Here is a 25,083-nt window from a genome sequence, read left to right on the forward strand (position 1 = left end):
TTCGACACTCGGAGAATCCGTCGCGATCGCCGGTTGTAACTCCACAGCCAATCTTAGCCTTGATTCGATTCAGAAACGCGCTTAATCGCCACTTCAACCGAATCCTGGAGCGATAGGAAGCTTTCGAGACGCACGAGTTTAACGGTCTGGGTGACGCGGGGATTCGTCACAATCTGGAAACTACCACCTGCACTCTGGGCCTTTTTCGCCAGTTGCACCAGAGCGCCTAGCCCAGAACTATCTACAAAATCGATATGCGCTAGATCCAGCACCACATGGGGCGGGCCGTCTTCAACATACTGCCCCAGCTTTTTACGGAACGTGGGTTCCGAAAATGCATCGAGCAGCCCTGTGAGGCGGAACAGTTGACAATCTCCCTTAACTTCGCGCGTGCCTCGTAAGCTGACGGTTAGGGTAAGTTGCTCGGGAATAATGACCTCCTAAGAACACCGTCGCAATCTAGACAACATCCCAATATAAGGATTCCGAGCCTGGTTGTCCACTGAATTTTGTGCGGGTAGCCGCCCGGCTTCCGGGCCTTGGGTTCGTGCGGGAAAGTTTTGGGGAGGGGTTTTGCAGATTACGGGAATTTTGATTTTAGATTCCCAGGGAATCTAAAACTTGGGGATCGAAGATGGGATCGGAGATCTGAGACCTGGGGATCTCATGACCCAACTGCCCCCAACCGCCGCCAAATCAGAGGCTCCTAAATCCCGATCGCCCGGCGGAAAAAATCGCCCAAATCAGCCCGAGCCACCACCAGACAGGCATTAGAACGTTTGCCATAACTGTCGCCAGGGGTGAGCGGAAAGGGTGGATAGGCTTCTAGGGAAATCCAGGTGGCTCCGGCCGCTTGCAGGATTGGCCAAACGGCGGCAATATCCCAGGCTTTGGGCGTTAGCTCGTAGGCTCCCACCATGCTACCGGTGGCGACGGTGAGCAAGTTGTAGCTAGCCGACCCGATCGCCCGGATTTTGCAACAGAAGGGGCGTGGGGCCCGCTCAATGCTGCGGGTGCAAAAACTGAAGGTTTGGTTGGGGCCCGGGTCGGCGCTGGTGGTTCGAATCGGGCGGCCGTTGCGAAAGGCTCCTGGTTCGAGATCCAATCCCGTTTCACCGGGCCAAAAGCCATAACAAGCTTCTTGGGTGGGGGGATAGTACAGATAGCCAAAGACGGGCCAGCCGCGATAGAGCAGCCCGATCGAAATGCCCCAAACAGGGATGCCGTGGCTGAAATTGGTGGTTCCATCGATCGGGTCAATGATCCAACACCAATCCCGATCGGGCAAATCATGGTTGCCCTCTTCGCTGAGCAAGCCGTGATCGGGAAATCGATCGGCGATCGCCTGGCGCAGGGTGGCATCGGCCCAGGTGTCCGATTGGGTCAGCAAGGTTCCGTCGTCTTTTTCGGTGGTGGCTCGATCGCCCGCAAAGTCCTTCAGCAGTTGCTGACCCGTGCGCTGGGCCAGGTCGGCGGTGAAGGTTAAAACATCAGTCCAAAAGGCGCGATCGATGGCGGTCATGGCAAGGGGTAAGCAGCGGAGGGCAGGGACAGAAGACGCAGGAACGATAATTGCTCGGGGCACAGGCAACACACAGACAGGATAGCGACCGGCGGGCGATCGTCCAATGGCCAACACTGGCCAAGGAATGCGATGGCCATTGGCGGGCGAGCTGGGCATTCGGAGGGCCAGCCATTGGAGGGCCGGGCCGGTGTGGTATTTTTCCTGAGAACCCCACCGGTTCCCAGATGCACGCCCAGATGCACGCCCATTGCCACGCACCCGTTGTCGATCTTGCAACCCCCTCCTATGACTGAGCCGACTATTGCGATCGTTACTGGACTGTTGCCGGTGGGATGCGATCGGGTGGCGGCGGCCCTCGAAGAGTTGGGCTGGCGACCGGTTTCCGTGGAACCCTGGCATCAGGCCGTATTGCGGGCCCAAGGTTTCCAAGAGTCCGGTTGGGTGACGCGGCAACCGGAGCCGGTTTCGGCCCTTTGGATCGATCGCTTGGGGCAGCTTTGTCGCCGCTGGCCCACAGGCCCGGTGGTGGTAGCGGATGCTTTGGCCACCTTGTTTTTGAGTGATTGGCAAACCCAGTTCCCCACCGCTCGGTTTGTGTTGGTGTCCTGTGCCCCTTGGGTGGGCGTTTCGGCCCTGTTTCGGGCGGCGGGCGATCGGGCCCTCGAAGATCCAGAATGGGCCCTGCGGGTTTGGCAAACCTACCACGAGGCGCTGTTGGTGGCCCTTGAGCAATTGGGCGATCGCGCCATTTTGGTGGACTTGGCAGCCGGGGCGGTGGAATGGGGCCCCGAAACCCTGATTTTGCCCGACTGGGAGGCGATCGCCGATGAACGCCAAGCCCTTTTCCAGCATTTTTATCCCACGGCCACCGCCCTTTATCAGCAGCTCAACGCCCGGGCCCTGGCTCCACACCCACAATTGCCGATCGACCCCAGCGCGCCCACCGATGCCCTCACCTGGTTGCAGGATTGGGCCTTGGCTGAACAGACCCGCGATCGCCAAGGGCAGTTTCGGCAACTGCAACAACAACTGGCCCAACTGCAACCGGCCTTGGCCCAAAGCCAATTTCAACTGGAGCAAACCCGCGCGGATCTCAGTCGCTATCAGGCCCGAGTCCTGACCGCCGAACAGGGGGCGATCGAGGGGCGATTGCAAGTGGATCAGTACCAAGCCCTGATTGGAACCTATGACAGCCGGCTGCAATGCACAGAAGACCTGCTGCAAGCGGCTAATCAAGACCTAGAAAGCCTGCGGGATCAAATTTCCGACCTCCACGAGGAATTGGAACTGGCGGAGTTGGAAGTGAAGCACGGTCGCCAGGCGATCGCCCGGGCCAACGAACTGCGGGATCACGCCAAGGCCCAAATCGCCGCCGCCCAAGATCAGTTTCGGGAGTTGCGATCTCGCCTTGAGGAAACCCGTCGCCTGTTAGACATCATTCGCAGCAGCAAGTTTTGGGCCCTGCGGAATTTTTGGATCAAGCTGAAATACAAACTGCGGCCGCCAGCGGCCGATCACTTTGATCCGGAGCTGTTTGCGCGCACGCTGGTGGCCCTGTCGCAAATTCCCCCGGAACTGGCGATCGCCCCCGATCCGGCGGCCCAACAGTCTGCGATCTATGAGGCCATTAAGCGAGAGCTGCCCAGCCTGGACTTGCGCAAGCCCCACGCCCTCCTGCGGCTGTTTGATGCGGCCTACTATCTGGAAACTCAGCCGGATGTGGCGAACTGTCTGCCCAATGCCACCTATAGCCAGGCCTTTACCCACTTTGTGGCCAACGGGGCAACGGAAGGGCGCGACCCCAGCCCCCTCTTCAAAACCCGCTACTACCTGGAAACCTATCCCCAGGTGAAAGCGCGATTGGCGGCCAAGGACTTCAACAGCGCGATCGAACATTTCCTTGAAGTGGGCATGGCGGAGGGGCTAAATCCCAATCCCAACTTTGACAGCGAATTTTATTTGCAAACCTACGGCGACGCGGCCTTGGCGGTGGAACTGGGGCAATATCGCAGTGCCTTTGAGCATTTCCTGTTGGTGGGGGTGCGCGAAGGACGCTTGGCGGCTCCAGTGAAGGTGCAAACGGCGGACGATCGCCCGATCGGGATGTTTGCCTTCATCAGCGGCTGCGGCGGTGCGCCCTACCGCTACCGTTGTCTGCACCAGGCGGAAGCCCTGCGCTATTTGGGCTACAGCGTTGAGGTCTACGACATTGCCCAATATCCTTACCGAGAACTGTTGGATCAATACCGAGTGGTGGTGATGCACCGGCCCACCTTCCATCCCAATCTGGAGTCAGCGATCGAGGAAGGGCGAAAACAGGGCGTGCGGTTTGTGTTTGAAACCGATGATTTGGTCTTTGATCCGGATCTGCTCTACCAGTTGGAAGATGCCAACAGCGGCGAAGAGGAACTGCGGCAGGTTTACAAGGAGATGATGCACCAATACCAACGGGCGATCGCCCGGGTGGATGGGGTCAGCACCAGCACTGCCAACTTGAAACGGTCGATCGAACAGCGATTCCCCGGCACTCCCGTGGCGCTGCTGCCCAACCGAGCCAGCGCCGAAATGGAACGGCAAGCGGCCGAAACCCTGGCGGCCAGAACTGATGAGCGCGATCGCTCCGTGGTGCGCCTGGGCTATCTCAGCGGCACCAAAACCCACCAGCGGGACTTTGCGGAATGTGAGGCCGCCTTGCAGGTCATTGCCACCCGCTATCCCCAAGCGCGACTGTTGGTGGTGGGGCATTTGGAACTATCGGCGGACTTCGCGGCAACCTGGGGCGATCGACTAGAGCGGTTGCCGATTTTGCCCTGGGAAAAACTGCCGGAAGTGTATGCCCGTTTGGATATCAACTTGGCTCCCCTAGAGCGCGATCGGGAATTCACCGCCGGTAAGAGCGAGCTGAAATATTTTGAGGCGGCCCTGTTGGCCGTGCCCACGGTGGCCTCCCATTGGGGAACCTATGCGGAAGCCATTCAACCGGGAGTTACGGGGTTCCTGTGTGGTGACTCCGAAGACTGGATCGCCACCTTGGGCCAGTTGATTGAGGATCAGGATTTGCGCGATCGCCTGGGGCAAGCGGCCAACCAAGCGGCCCGCCAGCGCTACCTCACCCGCGCCGCCTTGGGAGAAACCTGGGCCGGCTGGCATCACCTGTTAGCCCGATCGATCCCGGAACCCATTGCGCTGACCGTGGCCGTGGTGGTTTCCCTCGCAGCCAGCGACAGCGTGGAGGTCGATCGAGTCGCCGCCCTGGCCCGGGCCCTGGATGCCCAAGGCCATGAGGTGCGGCTCGTGGTGCAACCCTTCGGAGCCAGCAGCAGCGGCCAAGTCCATCAGGCCTGTCGTGCTTGGGAAACCCAGTTGCAAGGCAGCGGTGTGCAGGTGTTAGAAGGCCAAACGGGGCTACCGGCCTTGGATGTGGCCCTGGCCACCGATTGGCGATCGGCCTGTGCGGTGGCCGATTGGGCCACCGTGCGGCTGCGGGTGCGTTTGGTTCAAAACTGGGAAGTGGATTGCGAAGCCCCAGGCACTCTTGAGCGCGAAACGGCCCTCGGTTCCTGTGGGCTGCCGTTGCGGCCGATCGCCCTCGGCCAGGCCCTCGCCGATCGCTGGGAAACGGCCCGGGCCCTGCGAGTGCCGCCCCTGTGGCTAGAAGGCGGATTAACGGCAGACTTTTTGCCCACCACGCCCAATTGGGTACGCCACAGCGGCCCCGCCCGATCGATCCTTTGGTTAGACGATCGCGCCGCCGATGCCGACCAGCGATCGGCCATCATTGCCGGGTTAAGCCTCCTGGCCGCCCAGCAACCGGATCTCCAAATTCGCCGCTATGGTTCCCACGCGCCGGAGCCACTGCCCTTTGCTTGCGAGGAATTGGGCTGGCCCGATCGGGCCACCTTGGCCGCCGCGTTGCAAACGGCCCAACTGCACTTGGCCCCCTCCGCCGCCAACAGCGCCCTCCCCACCCTGCAAGCGATCGGCTGCGGTTGTGCGGCCCTGCTGGTGGGCGAAGATTTGCCCCTGCATCCCACCCTTTCCGCCGGGATTCACTACGGCACGGTGCTGCCCGTGGCCGAGTCGATCGCCCAAACCCTGCTGCAACTGACCACCGACGCAGTGTCGCGGGTGAACCTGGCCCAAACGGGACGAGCCACCGTGGAAACCCTCGGCATCGATCGCACGGCCAACGAACTGGAACAACTGCTGCGTCGTCTGCTGTTTTTAGAGTAGGCAATCGCTGAAATTTCGCTATCCTGGGGCCATTGGGACAATTTTGCTCAATCAGGAGTCCAAATAGGAGTCCAAAATGGTTCGTAAAATGGTGATGAGCTGCCGCATTCTCAACATGAAAGATGATCAGGCAGCCAAAGCAAGCGACCTAGCCTATTGGCGCAGTCAACCCGCCGAGGCCCGTTTGGCCGCCCTCGAAGAAATTCGCCGCGAATATCATCAATGGGCCTATGGTTTTGAACCCCGATTTCAGAGAGTTTATCGAGTGCTTAAACGCTAACCAAGTTCGCTATCTCGTTGTGGGTGGCTATGCCGTGGCATTCCATGGACATCCTCGATACACCAAAGATCTAGACATTTGGATTCAGCCAACCCTAGAAAATGCCCAAAAGGTGATTCAGGCTCTCGCTGCCTTTGGCTTTGCGAGCTTGAATCTAGTAGCTTCTGATTTTGCCCAATCCGATCAAGTGGTTCAGCTCGGTTATCCTCCCAATCGAATTGACTTAATCACGTCACCGGATGGAGTTGATTTTGAAACCTGCTATCAGAGCAAAATCGAGTCTGATCTAGATGGGCTAAAGATTTGCTGGATTGACTTGGAAAACTTGCGGCTGAATAAAAAAGTATCGGGCAGATCCCAAGACTTAGCTGATTTAGAAAGTCTGGCAGGCTCTCAGGATCAAGCCTAAATTAGAGCTTCGAGAAATGTTTGAACTGTTTCTTTGTGACGAGATTCACAAGGTTAGCTGAGTTAATTTGACCAAGCAAGACTTAGATCACCAAACCTAAAATCATGAGCTTATTAGGTAACATCATTTGGCTGATTTTCGGTGGCCTCATCAGTGGGTTGGGCTACATCATCGGCGGTCTCAGCATGTGTTTAACGATCGTGGGAATTCCCTTTGGTCTTCAACAGGTTAAAGTTGGTTTGGCAACCATGACACCCTTCGGTAAAGAAGTGGTGGCGGTGGAAAATGCTGATAGCCCTTTGCGGGTGATTTTGAATGTGATTTGGGTGTTTTTCTTTGGTTGGGCGATCGCCCTTTCACATCTGATCCATGGCGTGATTTTGGCGATCACAATCATTGGTTTGCCCTTTGCTAAACAACATTTCAAGCTGTTGGTGATGGCGCTGCTGCCCTTTGGCCGAGAACTCAAGGAAGTGGGGCGTTAATTCAGAAACACCGCGAGGCGAGGATGGTGAATCCTCGGGGCATGATTCTGGGCGGGCCCTGAAGCGATATACTGCTCACGGCATAGGGCTAATCAACAGGTATGGCGATTGCGCGGTTGGCCAGTTGGCCCGGACGAGCTTGGCGGTTGTGGCAACGAGGCGGCCTGGGGGCGATCGCCCAAAAATTGCGCACCAAACTCCGGCGGCGACTGTTGGGAGAACGGGCCCAACTAGCCGCTTGGGATCAATATCGCCGGGGTCTGTCGCCCGAGAATCGACGGCGATTTGCTGATCGAGCGGCGGCCCTGGAAAATCCGCCCCAAATCTCGATCATCATGCCCGTTTACAACACGCCAGAGCGCTGGCTGACGGAAGCGATCGAGTCTGTGCGGGCCCAAATTTATCCCCATTGGGAGCTGTGCATTGCCGATGATCGATCGCCCGATCCCCAGGTGAAGGCCACGCTCGATCGACTCGCGGCCGAGGATTCCCGAATCAAAGTGACCTACCGCGATCACAATGGGGGAATTTCCGCCGCCTCCAATTCGGCCTTGGCCTTGGCCACCAGCGATTTTGTAGTGCTGATGGATCATGATGATCAACTGCCGGAACATGCCCTGCTGCGGGTGGCGGAAACCATCTTGGCCGATGATCCAGACTTGTTTTATTCCGATGAAGTGCTGGTAACTCCCGAAGGCGAGCCGATCGAGTTTGCTTTTCGGCCGGCCTTTTCGCTGGAGTTGCTGCGATCGCACCCCTACATCGTGCATTTGGTGGGGTTTCGGCGGTCTCTCTTGCAGGAAATTGGCGGGTTTCGGGAGTTTTTGACCGTTTCCCAGGACTACGACCTGATTTTGCGAGCCTGTGAGCGGGCCAAACGAATTAGCCACATTCCCGAAATTCTTTACCTGTGGCGACAACACCTGACCAGCACCGGCAATCAGCGCCGATCGGATGTATTGGAGATTTCACGGGCTGTTTTAAGCGAACATTTAGATCGATCGGGCGATCCGGGTGAAGTGCAAACGGGATTTCGGTTTAATTATTTCCGAGTGCGCTATCCCCTCCAGGGCCCCATCCGCATCGCGATTGTGATCCCGACCAAAAATTGCGGAGAGTTGGTTAAACAATGCATTGATAGCATTGCCAAAACCGTGCATCAGGTCGCCTACGAAATTGTTTTGATCGATCACGATTCCAATGATCCGAAATCCATTCGCTATTTTCGATCCCTTAAGGATCAACATCGAGTTTTAAATTATTCTGGCCCTTTTAACTTTTCAGCGATTAATAATTGGGCCGTTGCCCAGTTGCCGCCCGGGCATTTTACCCACTATCTCTTTTGCAATAACGATATTGAGGCGATCGAGGATGGGTGGTTGGAGCGAATGGCAGAATTTGCCCAAAAACCAGACATTGGCATCGTGGGCGCTAAGTTGCTTTATCCCGATCGCTGCTACATCCAACATGCGGGCGTTTGCGTGGGAATGCATGGCATGGCGGAACATTTCGGCAAATTCATGCGGGATTCCTTGCCCTCTGGAGAGGCAGAACCGGGCTACATTGGCGCTCTAATTTCCTGTCGCGAAATGTCCTCGGTCACGGCCGCTTGTTTGCTAATGCGGGCCGATACCTTCGCCAAAATTGGTGGCTATGACGAGTCTTTGGCCGTTGGGTTTGGGGATGTGGATCTGTGTTTGCGGGCCCGAGAAGTGGGTTATCGGGCGGTTTTTTGTGCCGATGCCACCTTGGTTCACCACGAATCCTACACAAGGGGCAAAACCTTTGAAGGGGATCCACACCCGGAAGATTCCGCCAAGTTTTTTAAACGCTGGAAATCGATGATTCAAGCAACTGATCCCTACTTCAATCCTAATTTGGATATTACGCGCCAAGATTGGGCCATGAAGGAGTTGGAAATTCCCGAAAAACCCCGATCGCGCTGTTACGACACCCAAACCCACCAGTTCCGATCGCTCTAGGATAGCCATGGGGGCGATCACCGGGAGAATTTCCCTCAATCTGATCCCGATCGGGGTAATTTTGGGCAAAGTGTACCTAGAGATCTGACCGATCTGAGAGATCTACAGAGATCTGATCAGCGAAATCTGATCAGCAAGATCTGATCAGCGAGATCTGACTCAGCCCCCTCAATTCCACTTCAAAGGGGCCAGCCCCGAAGCCCCGGTGGCCGATGAGGGTCTGAAGACAGGGTTGCAGACAGGCTCCCGATCGCGGCTGCCCCGATCGCAGTTGTCCTGTGGCATTGGTTGTTTTGTGGCATTGGGTGAACGCGGGTGAACGATCGACCCCAAATTACGGTGGTGTTTGCCATCACCGCTGACGGCAAAATCAGCGATGCGCATGGGTCGCCGGGACGCTTTGGCAGTCCGGCCGATCGCGCACATTTGGAAAAACAAGTGGCCCAAGCCGATGCGGTGTTGATGGGAGCCGGAACCCTCCGCTCGGAAGGGTTGGCCATGCCGGTTCTGAGTCCAGAACTCATTCAGGGGCGAGTTGACCAGGGCAAACCTCCGCAACCCACCCAAATTATCTGTTCTGCCTCCGGGGCGATCGACCCTGGCTATGGCTTCTTTCGCCAGGCCGTGCCCCGATGGCTGTTGACCACGGAAGCCGGATCTCGGCAATGGCTCGATCGCTGGTCTGCCTCAGGAGATTCCGAGGATCCATCCCCCCATTCAAAAGCAGCCAATGGATTCGATCGAATCTTGCTCGGCCCGTTGGGCGATCGGGATTTTCAATGGCCCGAAATTCTCGCCCAACTGGTCCAGGAAGGAATCCAACAGCTCGCCGTCTTGGGTGGTGGGAACTTGGTCGGCTCCCTATTGTCAATGAAAGCGATCGATCACCTGTGGCTGACGGTTTGCCCCCTGTTGGTGGGTGGAGCCGCCGCCCCCACGCCCATGGATGGTGTGGGTTTGCCGCTTCACAGGGCCCAGTGGCTCAATTTGGTCAGTGCCGAAGCCCAAGGCCAAGAAGTGTTCTTGCATTACCAGCGGCGCGACACCGAACCTTAGTGCCCGGCGGGTTTCTGCTTCTTGTTCTGCTGTTTGTTGCCCTTCCCCGAACCCGAGGTTTCCTATGATTGCCTCTCGCCGTTTTCCCCGTCCCGATCGTTTATTGCAATTTCTGAGTCAATCTCGGAGTCAATCTCGGAGCCAATCTCGAAGCCAAACAATCCATTGGCTGTTGGCCCAAACCCTGCGCCATCGCCAGGCAACCCCGCAACCAACCGCGCGATCGGGCTTTACCTTGCTGGAACTGTTGGTGGTGCTGTTGATGGTGACCATTCTGATGGCCATTAGCGCGCCCGTTTGGCTGTCGATGGTGGATGGCCAACGGCTCGGAGCCGCCCAAGACGATGCGTTTCGGGCCCTGCGATCGGCCCAATCCAAAGCCAGACAGCAACGACGACCCTGGGAAGCCTGTTTTCGCACCAACCCAGAGGACAAGCGTGCCATTCAATATTCTGTGCATCCCGCCGTGGGGGCAAAATGCAGCAAAGCCGTTTGGCGGCCCCTGGGAGCCGAAGCATCGACCTATGCCGCGATCGACGGCGGGAAATCAGACTTCACTCGCGACAGCGGGAGTTATGTGGTGCAGTTTAATGGTCGCGGCTGGCTAGCTTCTTCTCAGGACGGCACTGAGTTTAGTAGCAATGACAACGCTGGAAAGCGGATCACCTTCCAAATGGCAGGCCGTCCTGATTTGACCGATCGAAGCTGTGTTTATGTGGAAACCTTGCTGGGTTCCCTGCGAGCCGGGCGCAATGATCGTTGTGTCTCATCACCAACACCCTAGGAGTGCTTCAACCTGCGCGGTTACTCCACCACATCACGGGCATATTCTTCATTCACAGCCCGACGGGGAATGGTGCAAAAACGCTTGACCGTCAGGGCAATTGTCTTTTTAGGAACGCCGCCCTTGAGATAAATGTCATATTCCATGGCCAGGGTTTTTTCGGAAGCAATATAGGCCTTGACCATAATATATTCACTGTTAATGGCATTCACGCACTCCAAACATTGGGCGCGGGTGGCCGTTTCCGCAATGCCAAAAAGAGTCAGCAATCGCACCCGATCCTTGTTTTCGCTCAGGAACACATAGCACTTGATTTCTTCCTGAATCAGAATGTCGCCATCGTCATCGATCGAAACATCCATCAGCGCTTCATCAAAGATGGATTGCAACAGAGCTTTTGAAGCATTATCAGGTGTGACTAGCTCTTCGTTCATGATTTTGGCCTGCGATGAATGGATGTGATGATTGTTGTTGGCCGAGTGGTGGTTAAAAGTCATTCAGCAAGATCAATTCAGAAGGATTAATTGAGGACTGTGGCCAACAGGATGTTGAGTCCGTTCTTGTTTCGGCCTAATCTTAACAAGCGAAAGTGGGGACTGATGGCGTTGTGGTGGCGGGCAGATCGGCAATGCGGTTTTTAGTGGAAGGTTGGCTGTCGGCTCCCCACTCCTACACAACGGTGAATCAGTTCCAATGCTTGGCGCTGCTGGAGCGATCGGGGCTGCAACTGTTTCATCGCGAGCAACCCTTGGCCCATGGTTGGCAGCCGATCGCGGGGCAATTGGATCCGGAGCGATCGCGTCGATTGGCCCAAATTCCGGCCCCCGATGGCGACCCGGTGGATGGACTATTGCGGATCGATTCGCCCTACCGATTGGAGCCAGACCCGATCGCCCGTCGATCGTTTGTGTTTGCCACGGCGGAATTTGGCAAGCTGCACCATGAATATTGGCAATGGATGGGGTGCGCCCAAAAAACGGGCAAATGGGCGGCGGCCGGGGGCGATCGGGGAGCCGTGGTGCTCACCCCTTCGGCCTGGTCGCGACAAGGGCTAATCCACAGCGGCGCAGCGCCCGATCGGGTCGTGGTGTTGCCCCATGGGGTCGATCCCCAGATTTATCACCCCTTGGCAGCGGCCGATCGGGCGGATCTGCGGCTGGCCTGGGGTTGGGAGGGTTGCCAAGTCCTGCTGAACGTGGGGGGCACAATTCCCCGCAAGGGTGGCGATTTGTTGATTTTGGCGTTGGGGGCAGTGATGGAGCGATCGCCCCAATTGCGCTGGGTTTTGAAGGCCAATGACGCGGTTTATGGACGCGATCGGGGGCGAGCTGCCTGGGTGAATCAGGTGCGATCGCTGTTGCCGACCGATCGGGCCCAACGGTTGCTCGATCGAACGATTTATCTCAACAAATTTTTGTCCTACCAAGACATGGCCAAGCTCTATCAAGCGGCCGATGGCTATGTGTCGCCCTACCGCGCGGAGGGGTTTAACCTGCCCGTGTTGGAAGCGATCGGCTGTGGGTTACCGGTCATTTGCACCCAAGGTGGGCCCACCGATGAATTCACCAACCCCGCCTTCACCCTCTCGATCGCCAGCCAACTGATTGAGAAACCCGTTCAATACCCGGATGGCGTTTCCGAAACCGTTTGGATGTGGGAGCCGGATTGCGATGCCCTGGTTGATTGTCTCGAAACCTGGCTCGATCGCACCCAATGGCAAACGGCAGCCCGGGTGGCCGGCCCCGCTTGGGTGCAAAGCCGGTTCACCTGGGATCACGCCGTGGATAAACTCCTGAGCCTGGTGGCCCAGCAACCCTAGTGCGCCCGAGCCACCAAAGCCCGGTGACGCACCGTAGTGGATTGGACAGTGATCAGCTCAAAGCCCGCTTGCTCGATCGCCTCGCCCAAATCCAGCGCAAAGTACTGATCCAAAAACGGCTCCGTACTCTTGAGCAGGGTCAGGATATAGGGCGGCATTTGGGCATAAATCTGGGATTTGGGGTTCATGTCCATAATTCCCAGATAGCCGCCGGGCTTCAGCAACCGCCGAGCCTCTTGCAAAATCGCGATCGCCGCCGTCTGGGGCAGCTCATGGTATAGCAGGCAAGCCGAAACTAAGTCATAGCTCGCGGCCGGTAAGCCGGTGTTTTCCGCTGCCGCATGAACCCAACGGGGCTGGGCCCGATCGGGATTCATGGGGGAATGGTGAGTGTTGTAGGCAGCCACCGCCAGGAAATTCGGCGACAGATCCACCCCCGTCAGTTGGGCTTGGGGATAAATTCGCTGCAAGGCAAAGGTGCTCATCCCCACGCTGCATCCCAAGTCCACAATCTCCCGAGGCTCGATCGCCACCGTGGCCTTCAGCACATCATGGTAAGCGGCCCGCAATTTTGCGTCCCCTTCCGGGGTTTTTTCGCCAAAAATGGTGGAATGCACCGAATAGGCCGCCACTTCCACCTCGCTGGCCGGCTCCCAGCCCAAATTCCCCTCAGGATAGGCATGGAAAGGATTGAGGTAATAGTCCGGATAGGTGAGGTTGGGGTTGCTGACCTGGGCCAGTTCCGCCGACCAATCCCGACTTTGCAACTCAGCGGCCGTCTTGCGCCAGGGAATGCCCATGCTTTCGGCCCGCTCAATCATCATCTTGCGGGCGCGGCTACGAGCAAAATTAGCCAGGGGTTTGATGGACAGCAGCCCATTCACCAAACGCGAGGCGGGGCCGGGTTTCACAAAGGCAGTGGCGGTCATGGAAAGGTCAGGCAATAGTTGTTTGGGTTAAAGCTTTTTTGAGTTAAAGCTTTGGGATGGAATTTTTAGGATGGAATCTTTGGGATGGAATCTTTGGGATGAAATCTTTGGGGCTAATTGAGTTTTTGGAAGTTTTTTGAATTTCTTTGAATTTTGAAGATTGAGTTTTGAGGGTTGGATTTGGATTTTTTGGATATTGTATCAGTCCTCACGGTTGCGGTTCGATCGCCCCACCACCAGGACAACTGAATCGCGCAGGGCGATCGCGCAGTTGGTCGCTTCCCAAGCCGTGAGCTATGATGCTGCCTGAATTTGCGAAAACCGCCGCCTAGGGAAGAAACCCTGAATCTTGATGCGATCGCCCAACCCAGAAACCTTGAGCATGGTGCTGAAAGTCGCGGTCTTGTCCGTGGTGCTGTCGGTGGCCATCAAGCTAATTGCCTATGGATCGATCGGCACGCCGCCAGACTGGGTGGCTTGGGTCATGATCCTGTTGCCATCGCTGATTTTGGCGGGTTGGATGTGGCAGCAGAACAAACCCGATCGCCCGTAGATTGCCCGTAAGTCATCCGTAAATCACCCCAACATCCATAGATCACCATAGATCACCAGATCACCCCAAGATCACTCCAAGCAATTGCCCCGTAAATCACCCCGCAAATCGCCCAGACAGTTACACGGGAAATTGCACAGGAAATTGCACAAGAAATCGCACAGGACGCTCGGTTCATGACCCTCGGACGCTGGTTAGGCTTACTGGTTTTTATTGCGGCCCTGTATGTGCTGTGGGCTGTGCGGCAGTTAGTGCTGATGATTTTTGGGGCGATCGCCATTGCCGTCGCGATCGACCGGTTGGCCCGCGCCCTGCTCACCCTCCAGTTTCGGGGGCGCAACCTGCTCCAGGATCGAACAAAGGCAATTTTTGGGGCGATCGGGCTGTTGGTGGCTTTTTTCTTGGGGGCCATGTTGTTGGTTGTGCCCCCCTTTGCGGCTCAGTTTCGGGAGCTGACCGAGTTGGTTCCCGTGGCGCTCGATCGCCTCGATACCTGGTTCAGCAACCTTTCCCAACAACCCTTGGGCCAGTGGTTACAAACGGTTCTTCCCAACCCCGACTTCCGCAGTTTGCTCACCCAGGCCCAACCGGCCATTAATCCGCTCTTTCGGGGTGGGTTTGCCCTGTTTGCCAGCACCCTGGGCGGGTTCTTCAACCTGCTGTTGGTGACCATCTTGGCCCTGATGATGCTGTTCGATCCATTGCCCTATCGCAATGCCTTCGTGCAGCTCTTTCCCTCCTTCTATCGGCGGCGGGTAATCACGATTCTCGATCGCTGCCGCAATTCTCTCGATGCTTGGCTGTTGGGCATTTTGTTGAACATGTCGATCATCGGTGTCCTCAGCGGCACGGGGTTGGCCTTGATGGGGGTGAAGCTGGCCCTGGCCCACGGGGTTTTGGCGGGTTTGTTGACATTCATTCCCAATGTGGGGCCGGTGTTGAGCGTGTTGCCGCCAATGTTGGTGGCGCTGTTGGATGATCCGCTCAAGTCCCTGTTGGTGCTGGGTTGGTACGTGATTGTGCAGCAGTTGGAAACCAATTTGCTCACGCCGATGGTGATGTCCAAACAGGTGTCCCTGCTACCGGCCGTGACACTGATTTCCCAAATCTTTTTTGCGACCTTTTTTGGGTTCACGGGGCTGGTGTTGGCGTTGCCGCTGACCGTGGTGGCCCAAGTTTGGCTCCAGGCATTGTTGGTTGAGGATGTGCTGGATCATTGGGATCAGGGGCCGCGTTGGCTGCGATCGAGCCGCGAAGGGGCGATCAACTCCAACTCAGAACAGGCGCTACCGGCGGCCGTGGCTGTGGGCGGCGACGATTCTCAGACTCCTGAGCCACCAGACTCCTGAGCGACATGATTGGCGATCGCGACCCATACAGCACCTTGGATTGTTGAGTTGAATTTTTGATCAGAACAGCCCATCATCCCCCACCGCCGCGAAACCCAGATCGCGCGATGGCAGCCACCCGGCTAAAATGGCAACAACTCACCACTTGCTCATGGTTGGGGCAAGTGCTTGCGCTACATGGCCTTTAGCGACAGTCGGCGCTACTATCAAATTTTGGAATTGGAACCTGGCGCTTCAGCCGAGGAAGTGAACCAGGCTTACAAAGACCTGGCTTTCGTTTGGCATCCCGATCGGATCCCAGACGACAATCCCCGTTTGAAAGCCAAGGCCCAAGAGAAGCTGAAGCAGCTCAATGAAGCGCGGGGCTTTTTTCGGGCCCATTTTCGGCAGCGGCCCAACGGCGGGGCCCCAACGGAACGAACCACCGCCCAACCCCACGGGCGATCGACGGCCCATCACCACAAAAATCCATACCATGCCGGTGTGCATCACCAAGGGGCTAGCCATAGTGCCAGCCACGGTGCGAATCACAGCGCAAACCACAGCACAAACCACAGCACGAACCATAACGGCTCCGCTCAAGGATTTGGAGTCAATGGGCAATCAACCCCCAAGGCGGGGGCCTATGGAGCCAGTGCCAATGGTTCCGGTGGATACAGCGCCTATGGATACAGCGCCCAAGGCCCATCAACGGGTTCGGTTCATGGCCAAGGCATTCATCCCGAACCGGAACCGTTCGCTTGGAAAACACCACGCCGATCGCCCTTTAATAGCCATCCCCCCGGTGACCCCACGGCGGAAACGACCGCCAATCGATCGCCCGAACCGCCCCCAAGACGACCGCGCCCCCCGATCGTGCCGCCCCAATGGCAAGATCAACCGCCGCCTCGTCCTGCTGCCGATTTGAGCGGAGCCAAGATGCGCGGGGCCAACCTGCGGGAACGGGATTTTGCGAGCCGAAACCTCAGCGGGGCTGACCTAGCGGGGGCTGATTTGACGGATGCCTTTATGCACCGCGTGAACCTGAGCGGGGCCAACCTGAGCGGGGCCCGGTTGTTTCGGGCCAATCTGCTGCAAGCAAACCTGAGCGGGGCCGACCTGAGCGGCACGGACTTGATCGGGGCTGACCTGAGTGGGGCTGATCTCCGGGGAGCCAATTTGACCAATGCCAAAATGACCGTCGGTGGGCGGCTGATGGTGCGGTTAACGGGAGCCAAGCTGGATGGGGCGATCGTTCCGGCCGATCTGAGGCGATCGCCCTAGAAACGGGTCAGGATTGCACCCCAGTCCTGGAATTGCACCTAAGCTTCCCAATCCGGACAAGCACCCTCCGTCCAACCAAAGGGATACATCCCGCAGATCAGCAGCGTGCCGTTGTAGACCCGGCCATGGTAGTGACGACAGCCCACACAGGCGGCATGGCGGTCAACCGGCGGCACTTTGGGGTTGAGTTGGTCGTAAAGCGCATCGTATTGGTTCAGGGTCGGCGGGGCCAAAGCTGCCCGATCGCCCTCCGATTCCGGTTCTTCGGTGGTGAAAGGATTGGCCGGAAAACCGGTTTCCGCCCAGTCTGACCATAGGGGCGCTAACCAATCGTTCACCTCGGTGGCCCACTGTTCGATCGCCCCGTCCACCTCCTGGCACAGTCGATCGACCTCAATTCCCCACTGTTCAGCCAAATGGGTTTCCACTTGCTCCTGAAGGTCAAGGGCCGTTTGCTCCAGTTCCCGAGCCGAATCCGTCAGCCATTGATCCACCTGGGTCACGGTTGATTCCACCGACTCGGCCATGGTGATGATCACTGCATCCAACGTGGCTTCCACTTCCCGGGCGATCGGCTCCCAATCTCGAGCGATGGGAGTCAACCACTGTTCAAGATTCTTAGCCCAGCTCCCGGCCCAATCATCTTTCCAATCGTCCATTCATATCTCCGCGTTTCCGCTTGGGGCCCCATGTCACCAACTGCCGCCACCTCGGTGATGCGATCGAGGGGCCAACTTGAGGGGCTATTCCCAGCTTAAGAGCTGGATCCCGATCACTGCCAAGGGGGGCCCTCTAAATTCCTGGGGGTAATTCTTGGGGGTAATTCCTGGGGGCAATTCCTGGGGGCAATTCCGAGAGACGATCGGTTATCTCCTCACAGCGGGACAGGATCCCGATCGCCCCGCCACGGGTGTTTGCGCCTATGATGCCTACTATGATGTGCGTTGCACTTTTGCGCTGCTGCCTTTGAAGGCGCGATTTTTTTCCGGTACTTGCCCATGGATACTTCAATCAACCTGCTGGCCAACACCATCCTGCAATTCGTCAATATCTATACGCTGGTGATCTTCATTCGGATTCTGCTGAGTTGGTTTCCGAACATCGATTGGTTCTCCCAACCCTTTGCCACGGTGGGGCAGTTAACCGATCCTTACCTGAACCTGTTTCGATCGATCATCCCGCCCCTGGGTGGCTTAGATTTTTCGCCCATGCTGGCCATTTTGGCGCTGCAATTGCTGTCCCAATTAGTCAGCAGCGCTGTGATGGCCTTGTAGCCAAAGGGCCCGGTCACCAATGGCTCAGAGCTGGCCCGGAGACGAGGGGCGATCGGGCTGGTGTTGTTGCTGGCGATAGAGACCATAGCCAATGGCGAAGGGTTTCAGCAGCCCATACAAACCAGCCAACACGCCCCAAATCAATCCAATCACCAGGGCCGGACGATGGGCCGCCAAGTCGTTGGCCATCCGCTCCAGCAAGGTATGGGGCTGGGTGAACAAGTCCCAACTGTTAAAGCGCCAAAACCGACCCACAAACACCCCCACCGCCGACAGGCCATGGAGCAACTGTTCCATGGGCGGAATCCAGCGGCTGCGCCCGATCGCCCGGAGCCATCCATCCAGCCACACCAGCGACCAAACATAGGCCCCAAAGCCCACGGCCACAAACAGAACGTATTGCGGAATCACGATCATCACCGTGGCCCAAAGGGACGTGTAGCGATAGCGAATGTCATTGACCAAATGAATCAAATCGGTCAAGACATAGGGCGCATTGGGTAAGAACAAAATGAACATGATCGCCAGCCCCCACCACAGGGGCGATCGGGGCGATCGAGCGGGGCGGTGTCGAAAAAGCCAAGCGGCAATTCCCAAAGGGACAATGGCCAAGAATAAATTCCAAGCCATCCAATAGCTGTTATCAGCCCAGAGTGCGATCGTAATCCGCAGCCACTGCGCCAATGTTTTGAGAAGAGGTTCCATAGCCGATCGCCTTGATCAGAAGCGTGTGAGATCAGAAGCGTTTAAAAACGGATCAGATTGAGTCAGGCAGATTCAACCGGGCAAATTCAACCGGGCAAATTCAATCAGGCAAGTTAAGCCGGGCAAATTTAACCAGATAGATTCAACTAGGCAAGCTAAACCGGGCAAATTCAATCGAGCAAAACCCGACCCAAATCCTCTCAGGAAGACCAATCAAGAAGACTGAATCAGGGTTTGTAATCGATCGGCCGCCGGTTGGTCTCCCAAGGCCAAGTAAAGATCTCGGGCCTGTTTCAGATGCTCGATCGCCTCAGCAGAACGGTGTTGAGATCGACGTAGACGGGCAAGCACCAGGTGTGGCTCCGGGTCGTGAGGATTATGGGCGATCGCCTGCTCCAGTTCCTTCGTTGCCTCGTCCCACTGTTCCTGTTGGATCAGCACCCCAGCCCAGGCCACCCGATAGGCCGCCTGATCCGGGTCAAGCCCCCTTGCTTGCCAAGTCTGTTCAATCGCCTTAGCCGCTTCGCCACGGCCTTGATAGGCGTAAAGATCTCTCGCCGCGATCGCCGCTTGCAGGGCCTGGGCCTGTGCGCCGTGGGCCTCCAGGGCCTTCGCCAGAGCCAAATGGGCATCGGGATCGCTGGGATGTTGCCGAATCGCCGCCTCCAGTAGGGGAGCCGCTTCCGCCGGTTGGTCACTGTCCAGCAGCGCAATGCCCGCCATCAGGGGCGATTCCGTCAAAGATGAAGCATTAAACGCACTGCTGCCGCCGGTTTGAACCGTTTCCGCGATCGCCCGTACTTGCTCCAACTTGCCCAGGGCCCAACTCGCAGTCTGTTGCACTTGTTGATCCGGGTCGCGGGCCGCCATGCCCATCATTTGGCTGAGGCGAGTCACTTGTTCATAAACCTGCGTTAAATCCCGAATCGCATTGGTGCGCACTTCCGGATTTGGATCCCGCAGGGCCAGGGCCATCGCCTCCAGGGTGGGTTCCAACACCCGCGACCCGATCGAGGTTAAAGCTGCGATCGACAGGCTTCGTTGTTTGGAATCCCCATTCAGCAGCACATCCATCAGGGGACGCAGGGCCCGAGAGTCGCCCCGTTGTCCCAATTCCCAAATGGCCTTGCGGCGATCGGCCGCGTTGTCGCTGCGGAGATTTTGAATTGCCCGCTCAATCAGGCTCGGTTGCACCACCCGAGTAGGCGCAAGGGCCGTTGGGCTGGGCAAGGGAGCCGTCGGGTTGGGTGCGGCATTGGGTGCGGCTTTCGGCGCAGCCGCATTAGCCGCCGGATTGGGCAAGGGTGCAGGCGTGGCCGGTTCAGGCGCTTTGGATTCCGCAGGAGCCGGAGCCGCCGCCTCTGAAGGGTCGGCAGAGAGTTCGGAATCGGCTGTCGGGGTTGGTTTTTGCCAGGGAAACAACCGGCGACGGGGTTTTAACTCTGGTTTGGATTCTGACTTGGCTCCTGGCTTGGAGTCGATCGGGGTGGCCGTTTCCAACGCCATGGCATTTTGACCATTGTGGGCTGCCGCACTGTGGGCATCGAGGGTGGGGCCCACATCCCGGGGCCGGGTCGATCGCGCCGCCGGAGCCAACGGAGCACCCCAAGGGTCGATCGCCTCCAAACCCTCTACGGCATCTGGATCCGCCAAAGGATCAAAATCCGCCTCTGACTCCGCATCCGCTTCATCCCAACCAAAATGCTCATTATTCCGAACTTGGCGAACAAACCAAACCAAGCCCCCCAACAAACCAAGCCCCCCAATTCCCGCCGCCCCCAACAACACAATTCGGCGTTGGAATGCCCGTTGATCGTTTTTGGGTTTCTTGGGCTTTTTATCCTGCTGGTTTTGATTATTATTCTGATTATTGTTTTGAGTATTGCCTGAATTGCCTGAATTATTAGGCTGATTATTTTGATTATTCTGGCTATTGGAATTATTACTATCAGAATTATTATTTGAACCGTTGTTGGAATTGCCTTGATTGCCCGAATTGTTTTGCCCAGAATCTTGCCCAGAATCTTGCCCAGAATTTTGCCCAGCATCCGCCGGTTGAGATTCATTGGGAGCTGCTTGGGCCAGGGGCATCGATGCGGAGGATGGCGAAGACGGGCTAGCGCTGCGGTTGGGGCCGCTGATGGCCGGTTGAACTTGGAGCAAGGCTTGGGCAACCGTTTCCGTGGCCGCTAGTCCACCGCCGGGGGTGGCCAAACTGCCCAACATCACGATCGCCATGGCCCGGGCTGCGCGATCGCGGGTGCGGGATTTGGCTCCTGTCCAACTAGCTCGCTTCATAAACAACCGATCGAAAGGGGGCGTGAAATTTGCAGAAAACTTGCGGAAAACGCCTGAAACAGACGCTTGCAAGAGCCTAAAGGCCAAGGCTCCTATTCATCATTCCCTGAGATGCCACAAGCAAGACAATCGTAGGCCAGGAGTTTCAGATTCTTTGCTGATTTCCTGAATGCACCCATCCAAACAGGTTTGCATCTTCTAGACCCATGGGAGCGGATCCGTTTGCCGATCCGTTGGCTGACGTTGGCTTGCGGCCGCGATCGATACGTCTAGCAATACATCTCCTGTCGAGACTTCCGTTGATATCTCCATTGTGGCATTGGTGCTTGTGGCATTGGTGCTCGCTCTCCATCCCCCTAGGGTCGCGGTGTGCCGGTGGGGCTGGGATTGCTTTGGGCGGGCGCTGCATTAGGTTTACGTGGCTCCGTGGGCGACATCAGTTGAATTGAGTCAAAAAAAGCCTGCACCTGGGGAACCTTGAGTTTGCCGTCTTCGGCCGCCACAATAGCCCGATACCAAATTCCGTTGGCATAGAAAATTCGCACCCGGGCCGCGAAACCGCCCGATCGCGACAATTCCAGATCGCGCCCTTGAAAACCACTTTGTTGCAAGGGCTTTTCGGAAACCACCTTGGCGGAAATGCCCTTGGCGATGCTGTCGCGACTGGCATCCAGAGCCTTGGCCACATCCACCCCCGTGCCCGCCGGAACCGGAAAGCGATTGTGAGCAAACAGATAAAACCGCTTGGCCGGTCGGTCTTGGTAACGGAGCATAATCACTTCCGCCGGGCCCACTTCGGTGGGGACGCGGCTGGTTTCTTCCTGGGGCTTGGCGGGAAACGCCACGGAAAAGCCGGCCTGGGGCGATTGGTAGCGTGGCCAGGTTTTCAGTAATCCGGCGATCGTGTTGGGGGTGGCGGAAGGGCTGGGCAACAGGGCCGCTGGGGCCATATCCGGCAGTGTGATGCCTCCCGGTTGGGCGGCGGGCTGGGAGGTGGTGACTTGGTTGGTGCAGCCGATCGAGAGGCTACCCAGACCCAAACTGAGCAGGATCGGCCCGATCGGGCGAAACCAGTGAACGGACAACGGAAGAATGCGATCGAGCATGGAACGCCGACAGTGAAACAGCAAAAAGGCTTGGGCCCGAAACGCCCTCCATTATGCGTTGCTGATTGCCCTGCTGCTAATTGGATCGGTTTAGATCGGCTTAGATCGGTCTGATCGCCAACGAATTAGGGACTGCAAGGCTTCGTGATCACCGAATAAGCTCGATCGCCCTGGATTGGCTGGCTCTGGATTGGCCGGCTCTGGATTGGCTGGCCCATTTCGCCGATCCCGCAGCAACACCACAAAGGAACCGGCCCCCAAGCCTTCCTGGGGAAACATTCGATAGCAGGGAAAAGCCCCGTGGGTCGATCGCCAAGGCTCCAGGGCCGGAACGGGTTGCGGTTCCAGGTGGGGAAAGCGATCGAGCAGCCATTGGGTGGCCCCTTCGTTTTCCTCGATCGCGTAGGTGCAGGTCATGTAAGCCAACCAACCACCAGGAGCCACCAGGGCCGCTGCGTTGGCCAAAATCCGTTTTTGGCGACTGGCATTTTTCCCGATCGTCAGGGGATGGAAACAGCCGGGATTTTTCTCCCCCTTCGCCAGCAGGGATTGGCCCGAGCAGGGCGCATCCACAATCACCAAATCCGCCCAGCCGGGAATCGCCTGGGCCAAGGTTTCCGGGTCAGCGCAGGTGGCGATCGCCGGATCAAGACCGCAGCGCTTTAGGTTGCTGACCAACATGCCGATCCGTTTACCGATCGCCTCATTGGCCACCAGCAGCGACGGTTGCAGCGCCCGCCAAGCAAAAACACTCTTGCCCCCCGGCGCGGCACAGAGATCCACCAGCCGATCGACCCGATCGGGAATCGCCAGCAGGGCCGAAGCCGCAAACACCGAGGAAAAATCCAAACAATAGAACGCCCCCGCCTCGTGCAGGGGATGCTTGCCGGGTCGCCGGTTAGCCGGTTGGTCGGCGGTCAAATCGAGCCGATCGACCCAGGCCGGCTGCATCGCCAAGGGGGGCAGGGCCGCGAAGGGGAACGGATCGGGGCGATCGGCCAGCCACAACAAACAGGGCGCAAACCGCTGGGCTTGGCCGAGGCTGTGGACAAAGGCCGCGCGATCGGCCGCTTCCCCAAACAGGCGATCGGCCAGCTTCAGCAACAGACGCGACGGCTCCGTTGCGATCGCTTCCGATGCCGCTGGTTTAGCCGATCGTTTCTTCGATTTGCCCATCTCCACTCGCCCCCAAAGATGAGTAGACAAGGGGCTTAAGCCCCTTGCCCCCCAGGATCACAGCCCGGATCAGTGCTCCAATGTTTCCTTAAACGGCGGCACGATTCAGATCCAACACCGCTTGCAGGCGATCGAGCACCAGTTGCCGATCCAAATAGGACAGCAGCGGCCCCGCCTTCGGGCCCCGTTCCTTGTTCAAAAACGCCAGATAAATCGCCGAAAAGGCCACCGGCATTTTCAAATCCAGCTCCCGCGTTGTGGCAAACAGCGCCGTTTGCAGGGATTCGCCGTCCCAGCTTTCCACCGTTGCCAGCGTTTTCAGCAAAGCTTCCACATAGCCGATTTGTTCCGGCGAAAGTTGATTCGCCCGCTCCGGAATCGTATCCAGATAGAGCACCAACTTTTCTTCTTCGTCGGCGTAGTCATTCAGCCACTTTTGAGCAGCCGAAATCCGTTCGCGAGCAATTTGCCAATCGTAGTCGCTCAAAGGTTCAGCCGATCGCGCCGCCACTTCCTTTTCCACATCCAAATGGGGCACTTGCAACAGCGAAATTGCTGTGCTCAATTCAAAGGGTTGGTAGGGCTGAATTTCCCCATCCAACTGAGCATAAAATAGCGACATCCAGTCTTCATTCAGTTCCGGCGGGTTGCCCCCATTGGCGATCGTTTCCCGGCGATATTTGTCGATCAAATTGTCGTAATCCCGGAACACGCGCGTAATACTTTCGTAGTTGGGCGCAAAGTTAATCGCCGTGCGGGGCGGCGTGCGCAACATCAAAAAGCGCAACAACTGTGGCGGCAATAGATCAGCAATTTCGCGGGCACTGGAGCCGATCCCCTTGGAAGAACTCATTTTCGTGCCATTGACCAAAATGAATTCGTAGGGCGAGTGGAAGGGCGGTTGTTGACCCAAAACCTTGCGAGAAATGGCGTTGGCCACGTCGCGGGAGCCGCCCTTTTGGGAGTGGTCTTTCCCGGCTAGCTCGATCGTCACGCCTAGCAATTCCCACTTGGCCACCCACTCGACTTTCCAGGGCAGTTTGCCGTTGCCGTCGAAGGGCGAAACCCAACCGGAATGGCCACAGCCTTGGGTGTAGTCCGTGGCGTTGGGATCACAGGTGTAGAACACCTTGCCGTCTTGATAGTCGGTGACTTGGGTAGTGGCGATTTTGCCGCAATGTTCGCAAATCACCTGGAAGGGATACCAGTTGCTGGGCCGATCGGCCTTGCTGACTTCTTTGTAGGCTTCGCGCACCAAATGGGCGTTTTTGAGGAAGCGATCGATCGCAGGATTCAACTTGCCCGATCGATACAAATCCCGCAGGTAATAAATCTCGGGCCGCACACCCAAATACTCAAACACATCCAGAAATTCGCCCATGAAATATTTGGCGTAATCACTGGCGCGATCGCCCGGTGCGGTGTCATCGGGCGAGGGCACATTGCAGAGGGGCCAGCCCAAATAGCGCTCAAACTTTTCCCGATCCAAATAGCGCGGCACGGTGTCCAGCGCGTCGTAATCATCCACTCCGTAGATGAATTTCACGGGCTTGCCGGCCTGTTTCAGAGCGCGATAGATCGTGTCGTGAATCACGACTCCCCGCAAGGAGCCAACGTGAACACGCCCCGATGGCGTTTTGGAATCGTTAACGATCTGTGGACCCTGTGCGTCGGCGGCGATTTTATCTGCCCAGAAACTCATGGCGGTGGGGCGGTGATGACGAGGTAATGGTTACAGAAAAAGATGGGTGCAGAATGCCAAGGTTGCAAAATGCCTATTCATTTTAGGGACTTGGGGCCTTTTACGCGCGATCGCCCCGAAAGGATGCTGAAAAAGCTTTATCTAGAAATTGATCA

General features: G+C 57.2%; 21 protein-coding genes. 11 read left to right on the forward strand and 10 right to left on the reverse strand.

The features are described 5' to 3' along the window. Positions 1-53 precede the first annotated feature (53 nt). Together H6F46_RS16965 and H6F46_RS16970 are read right to left on the reverse strand one after the other, a co-directional pair. A complete protein-coding gene (locus H6F46_RS16965) occupies positions 54-431 on the reverse strand; it encodes an STAS domain-containing protein (protein WP_099534531.1) in 378 nt (125 codons plus the stop codon). 275 nt (positions 432-706) lie between these two features. Then, positions 707-1,801, reverse strand: coding sequence for an inositol monophosphatase family protein (locus H6F46_RS16970; protein WP_242028012.1), 1,095 nt, complete (start codon positions 1,799-1,801; stop codon positions 707-709). Between the two features lie 9 nt (positions 1,802-1,810). On the opposite strand from H6F46_RS16970, the gene H6F46_RS16975 reads away from it, so the two are divergent. From H6F46_RS16975 to H6F46_RS17000, 6 genes are all read left to right on the forward strand, one after another. Then, the gene (locus tag H6F46_RS16975) at positions 1,811-5,758 is read left to right on the forward strand and encodes a glycosyltransferase (RefSeq protein ID WP_190355953.1); all 3,948 of its coding nucleotides are present in this window, start codon (positions 1,811-1,813) and stop codon (positions 5,756-5,758) included. 76 nt (positions 5,759-5,834) lie between these two features. Further along, positions 5,835-6,038: a hypothetical protein gene (locus H6F46_RS16980; protein ID WP_199291641.1), complete on the forward strand. Its 204-nt coding sequence runs from the start codon at positions 5,835-5,837 to the stop codon at positions 6,036-6,038. A gap of 513 nt (positions 6,039-6,551) precedes the next feature. Further along, complete coding sequence (locus H6F46_RS16985; protein ID WP_099532221.1) at positions 6,552-6,932, forward strand: YccF domain-containing protein; 381 nt, start codon at positions 6,552-6,554, stop codon at positions 6,930-6,932. 101 nt (positions 6,933-7,033) lie between these two features. Beyond that, positions 7,034-8,914 carry a glycosyltransferase family 2 protein gene (locus H6F46_RS16990; protein WP_190355952.1) on the forward strand — a complete coding sequence of 627 codons (1,881 nt, stop codon included), beginning with the start codon at positions 7,034-7,036 and terminating at the stop codon, positions 8,912-8,914. Between the two features lie 315 nt (positions 8,915-9,229). Next, positions 9,230-9,970 carry a dihydrofolate reductase family protein gene (locus H6F46_RS16995; RefSeq protein WP_190355951.1) on the forward strand — a complete coding sequence of 247 codons (741 nt, stop codon included), beginning with the start codon at positions 9,230-9,232 and terminating at the stop codon, positions 9,968-9,970. 64 nt (positions 9,971-10,034) lie between these two features. Further along, on the forward strand, positions 10,035-10,754 hold the full coding sequence (locus H6F46_RS17000) for a prepilin-type N-terminal cleavage/methylation domain-containing protein (protein ID WP_190355950.1): 720 nt from the start codon (positions 10,035-10,037) through the stop codon (positions 10,752-10,754). 20 nt (positions 10,755-10,774) lie between these two features. Here H6F46_RS17000 and H6F46_RS17005 read toward each other — a convergent pair whose 3' ends face one another. Next, positions 10,775-11,188: a YbjN domain-containing protein gene (locus H6F46_RS17005; protein ID WP_158234344.1), complete on the reverse strand. Its 414-nt coding sequence runs from the start codon at positions 11,186-11,188 to the stop codon at positions 10,775-10,777. A 155-nt stretch (positions 11,189-11,343) separates the two neighbouring features. On the opposite strand from H6F46_RS17005, the gene H6F46_RS17010 reads away from it, so the two are divergent. Beyond that, complete coding sequence (locus tag H6F46_RS17010) at positions 11,344-12,573, forward strand: glycosyltransferase (RefSeq protein WP_190355949.1); 1,230 nt, start codon at positions 11,344-11,346, stop codon at positions 12,571-12,573. Here H6F46_RS17010 and H6F46_RS17015 read toward each other — a convergent pair. After that, a complete protein-coding gene (locus tag H6F46_RS17015; RefSeq protein ID WP_190355948.1) occupies positions 12,570-13,502 on the reverse strand; it encodes a class I SAM-dependent methyltransferase in 933 nt (310 codons plus the stop codon). The two genes, H6F46_RS17010 and H6F46_RS17015, sit on opposite strands and share 4 nt — an antisense overlap. 352 nt (positions 13,503-13,854) lie before the next feature. Here H6F46_RS17015 and H6F46_RS17020 point away from each other — a divergent pair, with 352 nt between their 5' ends. From H6F46_RS17020 to H6F46_RS17030, 3 genes are all read left to right on the forward strand, one after another. Beyond that, positions 13,855-14,055, forward strand: coding sequence for a hypothetical protein (locus H6F46_RS17020; protein ID WP_190355947.1), 201 nt, complete (start codon positions 13,855-13,857; stop codon positions 14,053-14,055). A gap of 176 nt (positions 14,056-14,231) precedes the next feature. Continuing rightward, positions 14,232-15,404, forward strand: coding sequence for an AI-2E family transporter (locus H6F46_RS17025; protein ID WP_190355946.1), 1,173 nt, complete (start codon positions 14,232-14,234; stop codon positions 15,402-15,404). Positions 15,405-15,581: 177 nt separating this feature from the next. Beyond that, entirely contained in the window at positions 15,582-16,667 is a 1,086-nt protein-coding gene (locus tag H6F46_RS17030) for a pentapeptide repeat-containing protein (RefSeq protein ID WP_190355945.1), read from the forward strand. A gap of 38 nt (positions 16,668-16,705) precedes the next feature. Here H6F46_RS17030 and H6F46_RS17035 read toward each other — a convergent pair whose 3' ends face one another. Then, on the reverse strand, positions 16,706-17,269 hold the full coding sequence (locus H6F46_RS17035) for a hypothetical protein (protein WP_190355944.1): 564 nt from the start codon (positions 17,267-17,269) through the stop codon (positions 16,706-16,708). Positions 17,270-17,665: 396 nt separating this feature from the next. On the opposite strand from H6F46_RS17035, the gene H6F46_RS17040 reads away from it, so the two are divergent. Beyond that, positions 17,666-17,941 carry a YggT family protein gene (locus H6F46_RS17040; RefSeq protein WP_099532210.1) on the forward strand — a complete coding sequence of 92 codons (276 nt, stop codon included), beginning with the start codon at positions 17,666-17,668 and terminating at the stop codon, positions 17,939-17,941. 24 nt (positions 17,942-17,965) lie between these two features. Here H6F46_RS17040 and H6F46_RS17045 read toward each other — a convergent pair whose 3' ends face one another. The 5 genes from H6F46_RS17045 to lysS form a co-directional block, all read right to left on the reverse strand. Next, the gene (locus tag H6F46_RS17045; RefSeq protein ID WP_190355943.1) at positions 17,966-18,646 is read right to left on the reverse strand and encodes a DUF1361 domain-containing protein; all 681 of its coding nucleotides are present in this window, start codon (positions 18,644-18,646) and stop codon (positions 17,966-17,968) included. 213 nt (positions 18,647-18,859) lie between these two features. Further along, entirely contained in the window at positions 18,860-20,944 is a 2,085-nt protein-coding gene (locus H6F46_RS17050) for a tetratricopeptide repeat protein (RefSeq protein WP_190355942.1), read from the reverse strand. 356 nt (positions 20,945-21,300) lie between these two features. After that, positions 21,301-22,050 (reverse strand): hypothetical protein, encoded by a 750-nt coding sequence (locus H6F46_RS17055; RefSeq protein ID WP_190355941.1) that lies wholly within the window; start codon positions 22,048-22,050, stop codon positions 21,301-21,303. Positions 22,051-22,140: 90 nt separating this feature from the next. Continuing rightward, positions 22,141-23,226 carry an RsmB/NOP family class I SAM-dependent RNA methyltransferase gene (locus tag H6F46_RS17060; RefSeq protein WP_199291634.1) on the reverse strand — a complete coding sequence of 362 codons (1,086 nt, stop codon included), beginning with the start codon at positions 23,224-23,226 and terminating at the stop codon, positions 22,141-22,143. An 88-nt stretch (positions 23,227-23,314) separates the two neighbouring features. After that, entirely contained in the window at positions 23,315-24,928 is a 1,614-nt protein-coding gene (lysS, locus tag H6F46_RS17065) for a lysine--tRNA ligase (RefSeq protein ID WP_190355940.1), read from the reverse strand. Between the last annotated feature and the right edge of the window lie 155 nt (positions 24,929-25,083).

Source organism: Limnothrix sp. FACHB-1083 (assembly GCF_014696485.1).
GTDB lineage: Bacteria > Cyanobacteriota > Cyanobacteriia > CACIAM-69d > CACIAM-69d > CACIAM-69d.